The sequence below is a fragment of the Deltaproteobacteria bacterium genome (assembly GCA_016208165.1).
GTDB lineage: Bacteria > Desulfobacterota > Desulfarculia > JACQYL01 > JACQYL01 > JACQYL01.
This window is the reverse complement of sequence record JACQYL010000118.1, coordinates 35,439-52,862: the sequence shown is the minus strand read 5'-3', so window position 1 is coordinate 52,862 and position 17,424 is coordinate 35,439. Positions and strand designations below refer to the sequence as shown.

Sequence of the window (17,424 nt, the reverse complement as noted above, 5' to 3'; positions counted from 1 at the left end):
TGTGGCTCTTTGGCGCAAGACACGACCAAAAACAGAGCCGGCACCACCAATAGAGCGCCGACCCACGATCTCTTAGTTCCCCTCATGACGGTACCCTCCAAAGGTCTTTTAAACGTCCGGGTTCATTAATCCAGAACGAACATCGCGCGGCACTGCTTTAAAAAGGACAACTTGTCCGAAGCCGAACGCAGAGAATCCGCGGCCTCGTTGCTGATGATCACATTCGTCTTGGCCGCGCCGGTGGCCTTCGTTCCCTTGATGGTCAACGGATTGTTGGTCACGCGCTCGTTGCTTTGAGCTGCGTTCAAGTCTTTGGAGTAGCCGACCATGCCATACTGAACCGCCCATTGACGATCCACAAAAGCGGAACCGTAGACCTCTTTTCCATCCTCGTCCAACAGCCGGGGACTCATGCACGGACGGACTCCCAATCCCCGGGCATCGATAACCAGTCCCGTGTACACCACTCCGGGTTGGGCTACGGGCTCCGCCTGGGCGGGTTGAGCAGCGGGCTGAGCCGGCTGAGCCGCAGGCTGGGCCGGTTGGACGGCGGGCTGCGCCGGTTGAGCGGCAGGCTGAGCCGGTTGGGACGGCTGAACAGGTTGAGCCGGCGCTGAAGGAGCGGCTGCGCCGAGCATCGAGTCGGTGAAGCGGCCGTACATGTTCATCAACATGACTATTTCAACCGTGCCGTCCTCCAAGTACTTGGTATCAGTGATCCGGGCGCCCTTCACCATGCCTTTGACCGTGGCGTTGATCACGTCGCTTTTGGTCATGAAGTCCTCGACCGTGGTGTTGCCGTCCACCTGGACCCCTTTCACGATCTCCAAAAGGTTACGGTATCCATCCAAGGTGGCGGCGCGAATGGCCATCGGCCGCGCGGCCGGTTTTCCCATGTATTTTTCCGGCGGAGCGCCTATGCCCTTCACCGTAATGTTGCCATCCCCCCAATTGACACTTCCGGTCGGCGATTCCTGCACATACCCCCACTGCCACTCTGCTTGAGTCGGCGCAGTGAACGCGAGCGAACACGCCAAGACCAGCGCACAAAAACCTATGAAGACGTTTCGAATCATGTCTTTTTCTCCTTGTCTTGAAGTTAAACACGAAAGAAGTTCAATTGGTTAAACGTAAGTGAAACGAATTTTCCTCCTTTCATTAATTGTATCGCTTCAAATAGTATTTTGCCGCTTTATTTCCTTCATCGACCTCAAGGGTCTTCTGCCAGTAGGTCCGCGCAGCGTCCTTGCGGCCCGCATCCAGTTCCTGTTTGGCCAGAGAGTTATAGGCCTTGGCCAGATTCAGCGCCGCATCCCGGTCCGCGGCATTCTCGGACAGTGACCTCTTCCAGAGTTCGATGGCTTTCGCCACCTCTCCTTGATTATAGTGAATCCATCCCATGGCGTTCAATGCTTTCGTATGCCGCGGGTTCAGATCCAACGCACGCTCATACTCCAACAGGGCGTTATGGACCATGCCCGCGAGATCGAACGCTTGAGCCAGCCGGAAATGCGTGTCCGGCTCCATCGAGTCGGCATCGCTGGATTTTTTTAATAATTCTATAGCCTTAACCCGGTTCCGCCGAAAGTTATAGAGGGTTCCGAGATAGTAATACGCCGCAGCGTTGTTCGGATCGATGCGAATGACTCCCTCGAACGCTTGATGGGCTTTCTCCAGCTCATCGTTTTTCATGTGAAGAATGCCGACCCAGATTTGGGCCTCCACATTCCTCGGGTCCACGTCAACCGCTTTAGTGAAAGCGTCCATCGATTTCTCGATCATCTTCTGCTTGAAGTAAAGTATGCCCAGTTTGGTCAGCGCGTATTCGTTCTTGGGATCCACGGCAAGAGCTTGCTCGAAGCTGGCCGTGGCTTTTTCCACTTCCCCCCGGTAGTCAAAATCCACTCCCTCGAACAGGAGGTCGTTGAGATCCCGAGCGAAGGAGGAAAGCCCTAGCGCCAAAAGACCGCAGGCGAGAACCGCACTCAAGATACGAGCAGTTCTTTGGCGATACTTACGCACCGGACATCTCCAGGATAGCTCCGAAAGCCCCATCTACGATTTTTTCGCGAAATCGCTCCTGTCCCAACAACTCCTCTTCATCCGGATTTGAAATGAAACCCGTTTCCAGAAGCAGGGCCGGCATCTTGGCCTGCCTCAATACATAAAAATTGGCTAACTGCACCCCGCGATCCTTCAATTCTAGCTGTGTCCCGAAGCGTCCCTGGAACTTGTGAGCAAATTGCTTACTGTCCCCCCAGTACAACTTCCGCTCGAACTCGAACAATATCCCTTCGATGTCCAAAAAACCCGGTTTCTTGGCCGCTTCCTCGTCGAATCTCAGCACCGAATTCTCGAACGCCGCCAGTCTGGCGGCCTCTTCATTGCTGGCCGTTTCGGAACAGTAATAGGTCTCGGACCCGCTAGCCTTTCGGTTTTCCGCCGCGTTAATGTGGAAGCTCACGAACAGGTCCGCTTTTCGTTGATTTGCCGTGGCCGTCCTTTCACCCAGAGGCACGTAGTAGTCGTCGTCTCTGGTGCTGAATACTTGAAACTGATTCTTTCTTTTTAGTTTATCGAAAAGCCCATTGGCCAGGGCCAAGGTCACGTCCTTCTCTTTAAGACCGTTTTTTCCGACAGCCCCCGAGTCGAATCCACCGTGTCCGGGATCCAGAACGATCCGTTCCACTTGGAAAGAAAGAGCGTCAGTTCGGTCCCGAAGTTTGCGCAACATTTCCTTTTCCTCTTGCTGCGCCTGTTTCTCGAGGGGGCTCATGGGCTTTTCTTCCTTTTGTTTTTCCACGGGCTTGAGGGAGATCGCTGCCCGGATCCAGCGCCACGGCCCGTTGAAGTATAGATATGGCTTCCCGGTACTTCCCGGCCGCAATCAGGTTCTGTCCCCGCTCCCCCATACTGAACGGATCCTCCGCCCAGACCAGACGAGCCAATGTGTCCGGATAGGCAATACCCGCCAGCCCGGCCAAACCCCATCGGCTCATCCTGTGCAAAAATGCTCTTCGGTCCATGGAAAGTCTACTTGAAGCTATAATTGAAAGCCTCGGGATTCGGTTCCGTCAAGTACGGCTGATACTCCAGATTGCCCAGAAACAGGTTCGCATTGGGCGGTGCGGCGCCCCACCAGTTCGAACGAGCATCCAGCGTTATGGTGGAAAAACTCTGCACTGCAAAGGGGTTCTCCAAGATATTGTTATTCTTGATTCTGGGATTCGTCATGCCGTAACACTCGATAGCCGCTGTTCCCAGGTTGTTGTACAAGGTGTTGCTCACGATATTGGGCCTTGAATCGTTGCGGCAAATGATGCCGCTCTGACGGTTGAATCCGATGAAACTGTAAGTAATGTCCGGCCTCCCATAGTATACGTCCAACGGCGTGTCGGCGTGGGCGAACACGCAGTAAGCAAAAAAGCTTTCTTCCTGGTCGCCCAAAATGCTTTTGACCTTATCCGCGATTCTCTCGCCGACGCCCTGCCCTTTCTTCTTGATCTCCTGAAAGCGAACCGCCGCAGCATAGTCGCCCGGCCCCGGCGAAGAACTTCCGGACACGAACAGTATGGGAGCGTCCGCTCGTCCTCGGGCATGAACGCCTCCATCCTTCACCTCGATCACCGATTCCCGCGCCATGTATTTCAGGACCACTCCCGGTTCGATATACAGAACGGCTCCCCCGTCAACAACGGCCTCCCCGGTCACGGAATAGGGGCTTTTGCTCAGTATCAGATACGAATCCTGCGTGATGTTCCCCTGGAGATTGCTCTCCATTATCGACAACTTGAGCGGCTTGCCGTCGGGTGGTGCGGCATCCAGTACGGGGCTGAAATTCACACGGCCGCTGATGCGTCCTATGATCTTTTCTCCGGATTTCGAACCCCAGAAATTCCTCTCGGCTTCGATGGTCTGGCTTCCCGGATGATTGAGTAGATCAACGGACCCATTGTCGTGGACAACGTTTTCTTGGATAATGGGACCGGCCTTCAAGAAAAAGAGCCCTCCGCCCTTGTTGTGGATAATTTCGTTTTTGGACAACTTCGGGGAGGCGGCCACAACATCCAGTGCTTTTCCTCCGTTGTTCGATATCTGGTTGCCATTGAGCACAGGCTCCGCTCCGGAGGAGACCTCTACGGCGTTCCCAATATTGTTGATGATCTTGTTGCGTTCGATGACGGGCTTGGAGTGCGTGCCTTCGACCTTCAAGGCCACCGTGCATCCGGTAAACTCCGAGTCGCGAACAGCCAGTGACCCGGATCGGATCAGGGCCCCGATTTTCGCTCCCTGTACGCTGCAAAACTCGAATTCACTTGCACCCTTATTTTCGAACAACAGCCCGTCCCACGCAAGGGGTACGTCCGTTGTGAACGCGATGATCCGTTTTTCCGATCCTTTCGCCGTCAGTCCTCCGTAGATCCGGATGCCGGCGCCTTTGCTGACCACGGTCGTACCCGCTTCGATGACCAGGCGCATCTTGTCCGGCACGATAACGGGTGTCTCGATGATGTAAGGGCTGGCCGCTGCGTACCAACTGGTGTTTTCCTTGAGTTCGCCTCTCACCGGCGTCGGCCCTTTTGGCACCCCCATGCCCTGAACCATGGAACTCGTTTCGCTTTCATTGCCGGCCGCATCGACGGCGGTTAACTTATAATGCAACTGCTTGAAATTGGTCAGATCGCTGTCCAGGAAGTCCGTATTCTCCAGCTCCTTGTGGAGTTGATACCCGGTCAACGGCGTATCGCTCCGGTAAACGCGATACTTGGCCAGATCCCTCTCCGAATTCGGTTCCCAGCTCAAATAGACCGCTTTGTCCCGGCTGCTTTCCGTCAGTTGGGCAGGAGGTTTGGGCGGGGTCGTATCGATGTTCACGTTGCCCAGGGCATCGATCCACTCGGCGGCGACGCCGGCTTCATTCAGCAGATGTCCCGTAACGAGAGCGTCCTTCACGTTATCCCCCGGCACGATACGGTATTCGCCCACATAGTTGCCCGGAGACACCTCCTTCATGAACAATCCCTTTTTGAAATCTCCGATATCAAAAGTCGCCCTCATTCCGGCGTCGCCTTCCATGGCCACTTTGATGACATCCCCGGCCTTCTTGATGGAAAACGCGCCATCCTGCGCGAGCATGATGATATTCGGAGGAGCTTCCGCCTCCGCCAGCGTCGGCTTGGGTACGGCCTTGACCATCTCTCTAAACAGATCGTCGCTCGTTCGGTACAGGTTGATCGCACGCAGGTTATACGCCGTTGAAAGCGCCGTCAGAATGAGGCCTACCGGGGTGGTGGCGATTCCGCCCGAGGGTGTGTGGGCCACGTGTTTGCCGGTCCAGAGATCCTCCCCGGTTTTCGTGTCCGCCATCCGGAGAATGGCGCCGACGGCCACGTCCGATACCAGCACCGCGTAGATGCGGTTATAGTGGGTTATGGTGCCATAGATCACGGCATCGACGTTCAATATGGCGCCCAGCTGCTGCGGAGTCATCTTCTGGACATTGGTGGGATCCGTCACTCCTTTGGATCGAAGCAGCGAGTCCACTCGAAACAATTCCATGTCCAGATAAGGAAGCGAGCTGAAATGATTATAGAAACACCTGCGAACCACCTCCGGCGCTTCCTCCTTACCGGTTTCGTTCAGAAACGGCAGCACCGCTACGGTCTTTGGCTTCCGTTTCTCGTACGCTTCGGTGGTCTGGTATTCGCCACTCAACAGTACCTCGGTCTTCTGAACAACCATTGTTCCCGTCTGACTTGTGCTGACCACGCAAGACGCGCAAAACAGGCAAAGGATCAGCGGGAGCGAGACCAGTATTACTTTCCTGCAGGTTACCATGAGGCCTCCTTTCTGCGGGAGCCCGATTGAGAATTACAACTTGCGCGACAAATCAGCCGTGCCATAATAGTGCCGCAGAATCGAATCGTACGTATGTCCTTCCAGAGCCATCTGGTATGCGCCCCATTGGCTCATGCCCACACCGTGCCCGAATCCCTTGCCCTCGAACACAAGTTCGGAAGCGTTTCGGCTCAGTCTGAAAAGCGTGCTCCTGACCTTTTCGGCCCCCACTTTCAGACGAAACTGGTTTCCGGACAGAACCGTTATGCCCCGTGAATGATGAATTCGGATTTCCTTTGCCCGGCCGGACGCATCCCATGCCGCCACCTCGAGAGAGGAAATAGCGCCCACATCATATCCGCCTTTCGAAAGCTTTTTCTGCACCATGTCCAGAGTCAGTCGATCCTTCCAGCTATTATTGGGCGCCCTCCTACTGAATGGATCCGTCACTCCGTTCAGATAAGGAACGTCGGCGGACCAGACAGCTCCTGCGCTTGTGGTCTGCCCCCCGCTGTTGGAATGAAAATAGGCCATTATGGGGTTTCCTCCATACACAAGAATCTGACCCCTTGTGGCGTCAACGGCCTGGTTGGTCTCGAGTCGTTCCGCCGTAGCGCCTCCATAGACTTGACTCATGACTGTTGCGACCACGTCATACGGCTGATTCTCTCGCTTCCGGATCATGAAAAGGGCATAGGAACGAGCCGCGACGGCTTGAGCCTTCAACGCCTCTTCCGGCCATCCCGCCGGAATTTCTTTAGGCAGGACACCGTACAGGTATTGCTCCAGCGGGAGGACGTTTACCACGGCCAGGGTTCCGTTTCCGGAGTTCTTGTACATCAGCAAGTCGCCCCTGAACTCTCGATCGGCGCACCGGACACGGCCATTCGGGTCCGGAGAGGTCACCCGAATCCGCTCCGCTTCGAACCCGTTGTCCGCCATTTTCACTCCCCGTTTACCAACAGTCAGGCGCGTCTTCGATCCTGGTGGGCGTTGCACGCTTCGATCACGATCCCGGTCGTCTGACAACAATAGCGGTCGGCTTGACGATACGGTGACCGAGGACCCTCCTTCTTCAACGAGTACGCGAACAGACGGTTCTTTCTCTGCGGTTGGGATCTTCGAGTATACCTCCTCAGGCGGCTGCACCGGGGCCTGTTTGGGAGCGGATGCGATTTCCGGAGGAGTTGCGGGAGGAGCAGGGCCGGTCTTCTCCGGCTCCGGCTCGGGCGTAAGAGGTTCCGAAGGCTCGGCCTTGCACTCTTCCAACATGAACGCGGCTGTCGGGCTACGGCTTCCCTGCGGAAAGTGTTTCAAATAAGCTTCGAAATACTCGATGGCGTCTTTGGGACGCTTTCGTTCAAAAAGGATCATTCCCATGTTGAAATAGGCATTGGCCGTCTCTTCCAATCCTCCATACTGCTCGATGGCGGTAGTATACGCAGCCATCGCCTGATCGTAATCGTCCAGAAAGTAGCTGTATATATCGCCTACGTGGACGAGGGACTGAGCCTTGGTCTCGGGATCCCCCGCTCGCTGGGAGAGATCTTTAAGGGCCCCTATTGATTCCAGAAATCCACCCTGGTTTAACAGATCGAGGGCGTCACGCAGGCTTGTCGCATCTTCGTCCGCCGGATCGACAGGACTCGCTTGCGCCGCCCATAGCAATAAGCACATACTGAACGCGGCAATCACGCGGCCAAACAACCGCGCGTTACGTTTCAATTCCAATATCTTTCTCCGTGCTACTTATGAGTCATTGTAAAAACGCCGTCCCAATCCTCCGGAGGAGGCTGAAGCAGGTATTGCCGGCATCTTTCCAGGTATAGCTTCGACGGGTTATCTTGCGGATACGCTTTCATGATATCTTCGAATTTTTCCGCGGATTCTTTGAAATTTCGGGTTTTGTAGAGGGAAAGCGCCACATGAAATCGGTCCGCCAGATCCCGCTCGGTCGACCCTTCCCTCAACCTCCCGAGAAGCTCGTAAATCGTGATGGGTTCCGTTTTCCCTTTCACCCGGATGCAATCCAGCTCTCTGCAAAGAAAAAGGTCTTTCACATTCTGGTACGTACTCCCGCTGATAATGACACTAGTCCCATATTCTTTGTTCGTACCTTCGAGACGGGATCCCAGGTTCACGCTGTCTCCCATGACCGTATAGTCAAAGCGCTCGTCCGATCCCATATTGCCCACCACCATATCGCCGGTGTTGATGCCGATGCCGATCCTGAACTGGGGAATCTGCATCTCGTCCAGAAGGGGCTGCAACTGATTCAGAGCTATTATCATGTCCACCGCCGCATCGCAGGCGCGGGAAGCGTGATCAGTCTGCCACAAAGGCGCCCCCCAGATGGCCATTACCGCATCTCCGATGTATTTGTCCAGCGTCCCCTCGTACTTGAAGACGATATCGGTCATCAAGGTCAAGTAACGATTCAGCAGGCGGACCAGGTCTTCCGGAGTCAACCGTTCGCTGATGCTGGTGAATCCCCGTATGTCGGAAAAGAGAACGGTAAGCGTCTTCTTGTCTCCTCCCAGTTTCAGCTTTTCCGGATCTCTGAGAATTTCGTTGACTACTGAAGCGGTAAGATAATGATTGAAGGCGTGCTTTACCTTCTGCCGTTCCTTCTCTTCCTTAAGGTAACGCACCGCCGTCACCGAGGAATAGATCAGGATGAGATTCAGACACGGATATACCACACTGATCCATACACCCCTGGAAGAGAACATGAATTGGGCGAAAACGGAATAGCCTATCAGAAAGGCTCCGCTGCACAACGCGCCTCCGACGGCCCTGAGACGCGACAGCAAGGTTCCCAAACCCACTCCCACAAAAACGATCAATGCGATATCGAACAGGGAAAGCCATTGGGGCCGCACCAGGAAACGATTACTGAGGACACTGTCCATCACGGCCGCATGTATCTCCAGCCCGGGCATCGTAGAGCTGAAGGGAGTGACTCGAAGGTCGTAGAGACCCACCGCGGTGGCGCCCACGACGACGATTTTGTTCTCGAGTTGCTCCCTCGGCACTTTGCCCTCCAAAATATCCGAAACGGAAAAGGAGGCAAACGCTCCTTGCGGGCCGGGGTAGGGAATCATCATGCGTCCAAGTTCGTCCGTCGGTATTTCCGTTTCGCCCACTCGAAGCGATTCTACGCCATAAGAAGACAGCGTGAGGCGGGACGGTCCTCCCCCATGGTGGGCCTCGATGGCTCTCACGCTGAGAGAAGGAAACAGGTACCGTTCACAACGAAGCACCAGAGGCATCCACCGGACTACCCCATCCGGGTCGGGAAAGATATTAAAGTATCCTGAGAACCGGGTCGCTTCAGAAAGCACCGGAAGGTTGGCTTCAGGCATATACATGGCGATCAGAGGAACGGATTTGGCCTCCTCGGAACGGTACCGAATCATACGGTAAGCCGACGATCTGATAAGCTTGAGCTTTTCCTGGACGGAGCCCTCCTCGAGGTGGGAAATTCCGGCGGGCGTCGGATGGAAGAAATAGCCCAACACGACCTTGGTCTTTGACTTTTTGACGGCCTCGGCAAACTGGAAATCCGGACCCAGTACCTCGGCGCGCTTCTCCAGTACGTTCATGATCTCGGTGGAAAGCAGGTCTTTGGATGCCAATTCCATCCCCAGATCCCTCAATACTTCCAAAGCGGCGCCTTCATCGGGTTCAAAAAAACCCACATCCAATGCCATGACACTGGCCCCGGCCTGCTCGAGCTTTTCGATCAGACCGACGAACGTAGTTCTCGGCCACGGCCATTTCCCTATGGTATCCAGGCTTTTTTCATCGATCTTGGCCAAGACCACCGTTCCCGTGGTCGCCACCGGTCCCCTGTACAAGAAACGAAGGTCAAGCGTTTTCGATTCCAGAATTTCGGTGAACGCGGGTTTGATAAAATAGAGAACCAGGATCAGAGAAGTAATGATCAGACTGATGGTAAGGAGTTGCAACCATGATGTATTGAGGAGCAATCGTCGCATGTGAGTTCCCCGGAGTCGTGGAGCTCTCAAGAATTTCGGCTTATAGTTGATTACAGAGAAAAAGTCAAATAAAATCGTGACGTTCGGCCGATCGCACCTTACTCGATCACCAAGGAGACGACCTCTCCCCTCTCCGTCCCGGCGAGGGTTCCAGTTCACCTTATGTTTGCATTGCATATGTATTATAGAGCGTGCTATCTTTTTGTGAAACAAAAGTTTTTCAATGGAAGCAGGGGAGGAAATCAATATGAAGCAGTCGGTTTCTACACAGGCGCTTTTCTTTTGTCTGGGGCTTTTCCTGATCGTGGGATGCAGTTCAGCTCCTGAAGTTCGCAGGACCGACGTGGGAGAGACCATCGATCTGAGCGGAAAGTGGAACGATTCCGATTCACAGCTCGTCGCGGACGAGATGATTCTGGATTGTTTGGGCCGACCCTGGCTGGATTCGTTCAAGTCGGGTCACAGTGGCAAAAACCCCACTGTCATTGTCGGAACGGTGCTGAACCGCAGCCACGAACATATCAATACCCAGGTCTTCGTGAAAAACCTCGAACGGGCTCTCATTAACTCCGGACGGGTCGATTTCGTGGCCTCCAAGGACGAGCGCAGGGAACTGCGTGAAGAAAAGGCCGATATGCAGCAGGGTTTTACCAGTTCCGATACGGCGAAATCCCTCAGTGAGGAAGCGGGAGCGGACTATATGCTCACCGGATCGGTGAATTCCATCAAGGATCAAATCGAAGGGCAGTACGTCATCCTGTACCAGGTGAATCTGGAACTCATCCACCTTGAATCCAACAAGAAGGCCTGGATCGGAGAGAAACAGATAAAGAAATACGTCAAACGGTCAAAATACAAATTGTAGGACACCGATGCCTCGCCTCTCATCCCGGAGTCGTTTCATATGGGCAACAGGCTCAAGATAGGCCCTCATTTTTTCAGAAAGACCTTCTTCGAGAGCTTTGGCTTATTTGCCGTTTTACTAGCGGCGATCGTTTACCCTTGTTTCGCGGGATGTACGGCTCAACCCAGGCCGGAGCGAAAAGATTCCTTTTCTCAAGAAGGGACCCAAAGAGCCCCGAAAGCCCGGGAGGACCGGCCCGCGGAGCAGAGCCGAAGCGCCATCCGGAAGGGAGCGTCCCGCTCGGACTCCTTTTCCATGGAGCCGGGTACGGATCGTGCCGGAAGCAAGGAACCGGGCCGGCAAGCGCGAGTCGAGCCGCCCCGCACCGGAAGGGAAGACCCCTTTTCCGCTGAACGCGGCTCGAGCAGCCGCGGAGAGGCGAAGCGGAAGACGGAGGAACAGGCCCCTTCCTCTTCCCAATACGAGGAAACGGTCGCACAAGATCCCCACACGTTCCACCTTCCGGTATACAACCAGGTTGTGCCTCTGATGGAACGCGGCGATTATAGCGGAGCCTGCGCCGCTTTAAAGCTCAACGAATCCCAATTCGGGGATAAAGACCGTCTGCTCTTCCTCCTCGAGAGCGGGCTGACGTATCTCTATGCCGGAGATTTCGAAACCGGACAAGCCATTCTCGCCGAAGCGGAAAGTCTGGAGCAGGATCTGTACACCAAATCACTCACCGTCCAGGCGTCCACGTTTATTGTAAACGATTTGGCGGCGCCTTATCGTGGAGAAGATTTCGAATCGGTCATGATCAACCTGTTCCGGGCCCTGGGCTACGTCAAGAGCGGCGGTATCGAGGACGCCCTAGTGGAAGCCCGGAAAGTGGACTCCAAACTGACCGCCATCAACAGCCAGTATCCGGAAGACAAGAAGAACGTCTACAAAGAGGATGCATTTGCTCGATGGCTTGTGGGGATGTTGTACGAAACCGATCCCACCTCGGCCAACCTGAACGATGCGTTCATCGCCTACCGGAAAGCATTGGACGTTTACGAAACCGACTATGGAAACGATTACCTCGTTGGGCCTCCCGATTTGCTCAAATCGAGTTATCTCACCGTCGCCAAATGGATGGGAACGGCCGAATTCAAAGAGGCCACACGAAAATACGGCAAGGTGCCTTACCTTTCAGTGGACCAGAAAAAGAAGTTATCGGAGTTGACGTTCATTCATTTCAGCGGAAAATCTCCGGTGAAAGTGGAGCGCAGTATCATCAGTCCTCTTCCGGATGGACATATCGTAAAATTGGCTTTCCCGGTATACCAGGATCGGACGAGCCGTATCGCGGGCTCCCAAATCGTGGCCCGCCCCACGGCCGGCGAGAAAATACTGACCGCAAATACCGAGTTGGGAGATCCTGTAGGCCGTATAGCAAAGGCTAATCTCGAGAACCGCAAGACCCGCATAATGGCTAAAGCCATCGCCCGTGCAGCGGCGAAATATGCAGCCACCAAGATTGCGGAGCAGCAGGCTCGAAATCAGTGGGGAGATACCTGGGGTTGGGTGATCGGAGCCCTCGGAAACGTCTACGCGGTTCTTTCCGAAAAGGCGGACCTGCGCTTCTGGCAAGGGTTGCCGTCGGAGATCCGTGTGGCTAAACTGGCGGTTCCACCGGGGCTTTATTCACTTCAGGTGAATTGCACGGATTCCGCCGGAAACATCCTGGAGAACATCGACCTCGGTACGGTCACCACCAAGCCGGGTGAGCACCGTTTCTTCACGTTTACCACTGTCAAGTAAGCGTCGACAGGGGCGGCGGCTTTTTCGATCAAGACAGGACCCCGGGATCGTGCTGAACAATTCGGATGTAATGTTGAGAAATTCTTCCGGTGTGAACATCAGGAAATCAGTCGTCGGACATGGGAGGAACTCATGAAAGGATTCAAAAAGTGTCTGCTCGTTTGCATCGCTTTTATCTGGTGCCTCCCGGCCTGGGCGAATGCGGTCGAGGTACGGACGGTAACGGCCGAAGGCGTAGGCGCCATCCTGGCCGGAGACGAGGCTCTGGCCCGGGATCGGGCCATCAAGGACGCGCAGCGCAAGGCTGTTGAGCTGAGCGTAGGAGTTCTGATCGACTCCGAAACCATCACCCAGAATTACAGCGTAATTCGGGACGAAATTTATGCCCGGTCCGTGGGCTATATCCAGGACTATAAAGTGCTGGGAGAGTCGAAAGATGAGGGGATGGTACGAGTGTCTCTTCAAGCGACGGTAAGGATGGGGCCCTTAAAAGAAGACCTCGATCGGGTGATCGTGCGCGTGGGAAAGCCCCGAGTTTTATTCATGATCGCCGAGCAGGACGTCAGCGGCGGAGCCCCTGTCGCCTGGTGGCAGGGAACCTCGGGTATGGGCCAATTCATCGTGGACGCTTCCTTGCAGCAGTATTTCCTGAGCAAGAGCTTTGTTGTCGTCGATCATTCCTTGAAAAATCCCCGCCGCAAATTGTCTCCCAGTCCGTCCGACAGCGAAGCAGCCGCTCTGGGTCGTGACTATGACGCGGAGGTGGTGATCGTGGGACGAGCGATAGCAAAGGATGGCGGCAAAATCGCCAACTTCAACCTGCACTCCTGTCGTGCTGAAATATCCGCCCGGGCCATTCAGGTGGATAACGGGCACGTGTTGGCGGCTGAGAGCGCCCGCGCCGCGGCGGCGCACATCGACCCCATGACGGGAGGAAACGAGGCCCTGCAGAAAGCCTCCGATGCTCTCTCCAAGAAGTTGGCGGACCAAATCGTCGCCGCCTGGGCGCAGCAGATCTCGGGCTCTGCTCTAATCACCCTGGACATCACGGACGTGGGCCGCTATGCTGATTTCGTGAAGCTGAAAGGGATCCTGAAGGATCAGGTCCGAGGCGTGTCGAACGTGTATCAGAGAAGTTTCCAGGAAGGAACGGCCAAACTGGAAGTAGACTTCCAGGGAACGGCCCAGGAGTTGGCGGATGAATTGGCTTTAAAGGAGTTCGAAACGTTTAACATCCGGATTCTGGAGGCCTCTCAAAATCGGTTGAAGATAGCCATTTCGCCCAAGACCATGTAAGTTTTCGTCAAAAACGCTCTTCCGGAAGGTTTTCCGACCATCCAATCATCGGTGGGCAAGCCCTGCCAAAGGCCAAGACATGTCCGATCGAATCATGAATTTTTTCGGCTTTTTCGGTCACTCTGTCGGCCGGGCTCTATCGAACACGTTGAACGGTTTTGCCTTTTTTTATGACTGCTGGCGTACGGCGTTCCAGTATCGGCGGACGGGAACGCGAGTGATCCGAAAGATCATTCGGCAGCAGATTTATTTTACCGCCGTTCAGTCCGTGACCATCCTGGGATTTCTCGCCGTGCTCCTGGGGGGCCTGATTGTCATCCAGGGCTTCGAGAATCTGGCAAGAGTCGGAGGCGCCGAACTACTGAACAGTTTCCTCGTCATCATCATCATCCGTGAAATCGGACCGATTATGACGGCGTTTTTTGTGATTCTCCGATCCGGTGTCGCCATTACCGTCGAAACGGGCTATATGTCCGTTTTGAAGGAAATCGAGGCGTTGTCGTCGGATGGAATTCACCCGCTGCACTATCTCGCCGTTCCACGCCTCATCGGAATGACCGTGTCGGTTTTGTGTCTGTTCATCTATTTTGACATCTGTGCTATGATCGGTGGATATTTCTTTGGTTGGCTTCTCGCCGATATCCCTTTTTCCAACATGGTCAATACATTGCCTGCCGCCGTCGGCGGCACGGATCTCCTGGCGGGGCTCGTCAAGGGCCTTGGATTTGGATTGATTATCGCCTCGGTGAGTCTTAACCTGGGACTGCAAGCTACAACCGGGGTTACTCAGATTCCTCCTCAAACCAGTAAGGCAGCGGTCTATTGCCTGTTGCTCTGTTTCATCTGGAACCTGACGATTACAGCTTTGCTTTATATGGCATGATGTCATCCTGGACAGACGATTTGATCATGGAATGCCGGGACGTTGTGGTTCTGCATCAGGGACGGCCGGTGTTGGACGGGATTACTCTCGGCCTGCATGCCGGAGAATCCGTGGGTGTCATTGAAGCGGAGGACCTTTCCGACAGCTTTCTGCTGCGCCTTTTTGCATTGATCGCGCCGCCTGCTTCAGGAGATGTCTATGTCCGGGGCCTGAAAGTGGATTTTGGACGCGTACGGAACCTGCTGGCCCTCCGGAAAAGCGTGGCCTATATACCCCATACAAGCGCCCTGATCAGCAATCTGACCCTGAGAGACAACGTAACCCTGTTTGACCGGTATCACAACAACCGAAAACCGGATGAGGCCGTGCATCGGGCCATGCCTCTTTTGGAACGCTTCGACCTCGTACCGTATCTGGACTACCGACCGGCCGAGGTCGAGGCCCAGCACCGTAGAAAAACGGTAATCGTTCGGGAATTCCTGAAAGATTGTTTTCTCGTGGTTTTCGAAAAGTTACGCAGGGACTTATCCGTGCAAGACCTGAAGGACCTTTGTGATTTTCTGATCGAAAAAAAACGGGACGGTACGTTAACCTTTCTTATTTCCGAAGATGACGAATCTTTGGTGCGTTCCATATGCGAGCGGCGGATTGAGGTGAGTGAGGGGCGCATCTTGAAGGACATCGCCACAGGATCCTCGGAGACGACGGAGGTGCGGCCGTGAAGTACAGGTTTCTGGATCAGATTGTCGGCGCATTCCTGGTCTTTATCCTGATTCTCGTGGTCGTCTCCGTAGTGACCATAGGGAGAGGGAAAGCGTGGTTCAAACGGTACGATACCTACTACGCTGTTTTCAAAGAAGGATACGGTCTCCAGCCTGGTTCTAAAGTGAAGATGCTTGAAATCGAAGTAGGCAGGGTGAAGTCCATAGACATTGATGAGTCCAATCAAGTTCGGCTCACCCTGAAGATTGTGGAGGAGGTGGGACCCAAGATCAAGACCGACTCCCTTTTAGCGGTGGAAGGCACTCCCATACTAGGCAGCTCGTATCTATCGCTCACACCGGGAACGCCGTCCGGCAACGTACTACCCATACAAAGCCGTATTCCTTCCGAAGACAAAAAATCCCTCCAGGACTATCTCGACTACCTGAGTTCTTTGGCGTTGGAAGAAAAATTCGCCACGCTCACGAGAATTCTCGCGGACATTTCCGAGATCACCCATCAATTAAAGGACCCCGACGGCCCCCTGTTCGGCCTTCTCAGCGAAGTCAGATCGACCGTGTCCGGACTTAGGAATGGCGAGGGAACGGCCGGCAAACTCCTTAAGGACGACCGGCTGTACTTGAGCATCAACGAGCGGATCGAGGAGGTCAAGCCCGTTCTGTCCAACTTCGACCGGACATCCCAACGCCTGGTGACCGTGTCCGCACAGGTCGAGAGAATGCTGGCCGACCTCGAAGAAACAGCGAGCAGCCTCCCGCAGATCATGGCTAATGTGGACGCCACAACAAAGGCCCTCCCTCTTCTGATTCAGGAGGTCCGTGACACCGTGGCCGAAGTGTCGCCTGTGCTGCGCGGAGCCCGAGGAACGCTCAAGGATACCGAAGCCGTAGTGAAATCCCTGAAAAACAACCGGCTGATTCGAATGAATTTACCGGCGCAGGAAGTGGAGCGACCGATGGAACTGGACCTTAGAGGAGTTGAACCGTGAGGCGATGGAAGACAGCTATCGCCGTGTCGGCCGTCAGCCTGTTGTTGGCCGCTTGCGGGAGCGGGCCGCAGCCCCTGCCCCCCCGTCTCGAGGAAGCGGCAACCTATGCGGAAAAGGGATTAGCCGCTTTTCGAAACGGGTGCATCGATGAAGCCGAAGGCCTCTTTTTGGCCTCTCTGGAGGTTAATCGCTCATTGGATGACCGTGAGAGGACAGGGCAGGATCTGAACCGTCTGTCGGTGTTGTACGCCGCCCAGGGGCGCACCGAGGAAGCCCTTAAGTCACTGGACCAGGCCGAGTACATCAACAAAAGGGGGAACCACGTTTCGGCGCTGTTTGCGAATCTCTTGAACCGGGGTCGGATTTACATCAAGACCCGCCAGTGGGAAGCGGCCGTGAAGGCGCTGGAGGAAGCCCGTCTATTGAGCCCCCTCACAGACGAAGAACTCTCCTCGTGGTACGCGCTCAAAGGCTACTGGCATCTGGAACAAGGTCGGATCGACGATGCGATTCGCGAACTCGAGGAAGCGGAGAAACGCTCACGCCCGGAGGTGTCGCCGAGAGCGTCCGCCGCTTTGGAACTCCATATGGCCCGGGCCTTCCAAGCCACGGGTCGCCTCGAAGACGCGTTGGAACGTGCGCAACGCGCTCTCGAACTTGACAAAAAGGTCGCCTACGCCCCCGGCATCGGTGAAGACCTGGTGCTGTTGTCTCTTCTCGCCGAGCAGTCGGGCAGGCTCGATCAGGCGGCGGATTTCGCCGAACGCGCCTTCTATGTTCACTACTACCTGGGGCACGAAGACAAAGTTCGCGAATTGCTGAATACGCTCGAGCGCCTGAAGGACGACTCTCGAGTGAAGCGATTGGATGTCTATTTGAAGAAGGGTGAACGCGAAGGGTTTCGGGCCTACTGTCCCTGATCGAAAAACCGGAGTAGTGTTCGCGGGTCGGTGGGAGCCGTCGGATCGAGGCACGATCAGACTCGCCGGCTATAAGAGATCGGCTTCCGGGACAGATGGACACGACCTCGAGTCCGGAACTGAAT

Annotated in this window: 14 protein-coding genes; 7 read left to right on the top strand and 7 right to left on the bottom strand. The window is 55.0% G+C overall.

Annotated elements, in window-relative coordinates:
* Window positions 1-125: 125 nt before the first annotated feature.
* From HY788_21150 to HY788_21120, 7 genes are all read right to left on the bottom strand, one after another.
* Window positions 126-1,076: an LPP20 family lipoprotein gene (locus HY788_21150; GenBank protein MBI4776651.1), complete on the bottom strand. Its 951-nt coding sequence runs from the start codon at window positions 1,074-1,076 to the stop codon at window positions 126-128.
* Window positions 1,077-1,158: 82 nt separating this feature from the next.
* On the bottom strand, window positions 1,159-2,022 hold the full coding sequence (locus tag HY788_21145) for a tetratricopeptide repeat protein (protein MBI4776650.1): 864 nt from the start codon (window positions 2,020-2,022) through the stop codon (window positions 1,159-1,161).
* A complete protein-coding gene (locus tag HY788_21140) occupies window positions 2,015-2,734 on the bottom strand; it encodes an N-acetylmuramoyl-L-alanine amidase (GenBank protein ID MBI4776649.1) in 720 nt (239 codons plus the stop codon). Before HY788_21140 ends, HY788_21145 begins: the two co-directional genes overlap by 8 nt.
* Complete coding sequence (locus HY788_21135) at window positions 2,706-3,026, bottom strand: tetratricopeptide repeat protein (GenBank protein MBI4776648.1); 321 nt, start codon at window positions 3,024-3,026, stop codon at window positions 2,706-2,708. The genes HY788_21140 and HY788_21135 overlap by 29 nt, the downstream gene beginning before the upstream one ends.
* Before the next feature lie 7 nt (window positions 3,027-3,033).
* Window positions 3,034-5,838: a DUF799 family lipoprotein gene (locus tag HY788_21130; GenBank protein MBI4776647.1), complete on the bottom strand. Its 2,805-nt coding sequence runs from the start codon at window positions 5,836-5,838 to the stop codon at window positions 3,034-3,036.
* A 33-nt stretch (window positions 5,839-5,871) separates the two neighbouring features.
* The gene (locus tag HY788_21125; protein ID MBI4776646.1) at window positions 5,872-7,569 is read right to left on the bottom strand and encodes a SpoIID/LytB domain-containing protein; all 1,698 of its coding nucleotides are present in this window, start codon (window positions 7,567-7,569) and stop codon (window positions 5,872-5,874) included.
* Window positions 7,570-7,583: 14 nt separating this feature from the next.
* A complete protein-coding gene (locus HY788_21120; protein MBI4776645.1) occupies window positions 7,584-9,839 on the bottom strand; it encodes an adenylate/guanylate cyclase domain-containing protein in 2,256 nt (751 codons plus the stop codon).
* A 247-nt stretch (window positions 9,840-10,086) separates the two neighbouring features.
* Here HY788_21120 and HY788_21115 point away from each other — a divergent pair, with 247 nt between their 5' ends.
* The 7 genes from HY788_21115 to HY788_21085 all read left to right on the top strand — a co-directional run bounded on the left by HY788_21115 (window position 10,087) and on the right by HY788_21085 (window position 17,299).
* A complete protein-coding gene (locus tag HY788_21115) occupies window positions 10,087-10,704 on the top strand; it encodes a penicillin-binding protein activator LpoB (GenBank protein MBI4776644.1) in 618 nt (205 codons plus the stop codon).
* Between the two features lie 39 nt (window positions 10,705-10,743).
* Complete coding sequence (locus HY788_21110; GenBank protein ID MBI4776643.1) at window positions 10,744-12,489, top strand: hypothetical protein; 1,746 nt, start codon at window positions 10,744-10,746, stop codon at window positions 12,487-12,489.
* 132 nt (window positions 12,490-12,621) lie between these two features.
* Window positions 12,622-13,785: a hypothetical protein gene (locus HY788_21105; GenBank protein MBI4776642.1), complete on the top strand. Its 1,164-nt coding sequence runs from the start codon at window positions 12,622-12,624 to the stop codon at window positions 13,783-13,785.
* Between the two features lie 79 nt (window positions 13,786-13,864).
* Window positions 13,865-14,668, top strand: a complete 804-nt coding sequence (locus tag HY788_21100; protein MBI4776641.1) for an ABC transporter permease — start codon at window positions 13,865-13,867, stop codon at window positions 14,666-14,668.
* A 26-nt stretch (window positions 14,669-14,694) separates the two neighbouring features.
* The gene (locus HY788_21095) at window positions 14,695-15,390 is read left to right on the top strand and encodes a hypothetical protein (GenBank protein ID MBI4776640.1); all 696 of its coding nucleotides are present in this window, start codon (window positions 14,695-14,697) and stop codon (window positions 15,388-15,390) included.
* Window positions 15,387-16,379 (top strand): MCE family protein, encoded by a 993-nt coding sequence (locus tag HY788_21090; protein ID MBI4776639.1) that lies wholly within the window; start codon window positions 15,387-15,389, stop codon window positions 16,377-16,379. The genes HY788_21095 and HY788_21090 overlap by 4 nt, the downstream gene beginning before the upstream one ends.
* Window positions 16,376-17,299, top strand: a complete 924-nt coding sequence (locus tag HY788_21085) for a tetratricopeptide repeat protein (GenBank protein ID MBI4776638.1) — start codon at window positions 16,376-16,378, stop codon at window positions 17,297-17,299. The genes HY788_21090 and HY788_21085 overlap by 4 nt, the downstream gene beginning before the upstream one ends.
* The last annotated feature ends 125 nt before the right edge of the window (window positions 17,300-17,424 follow it).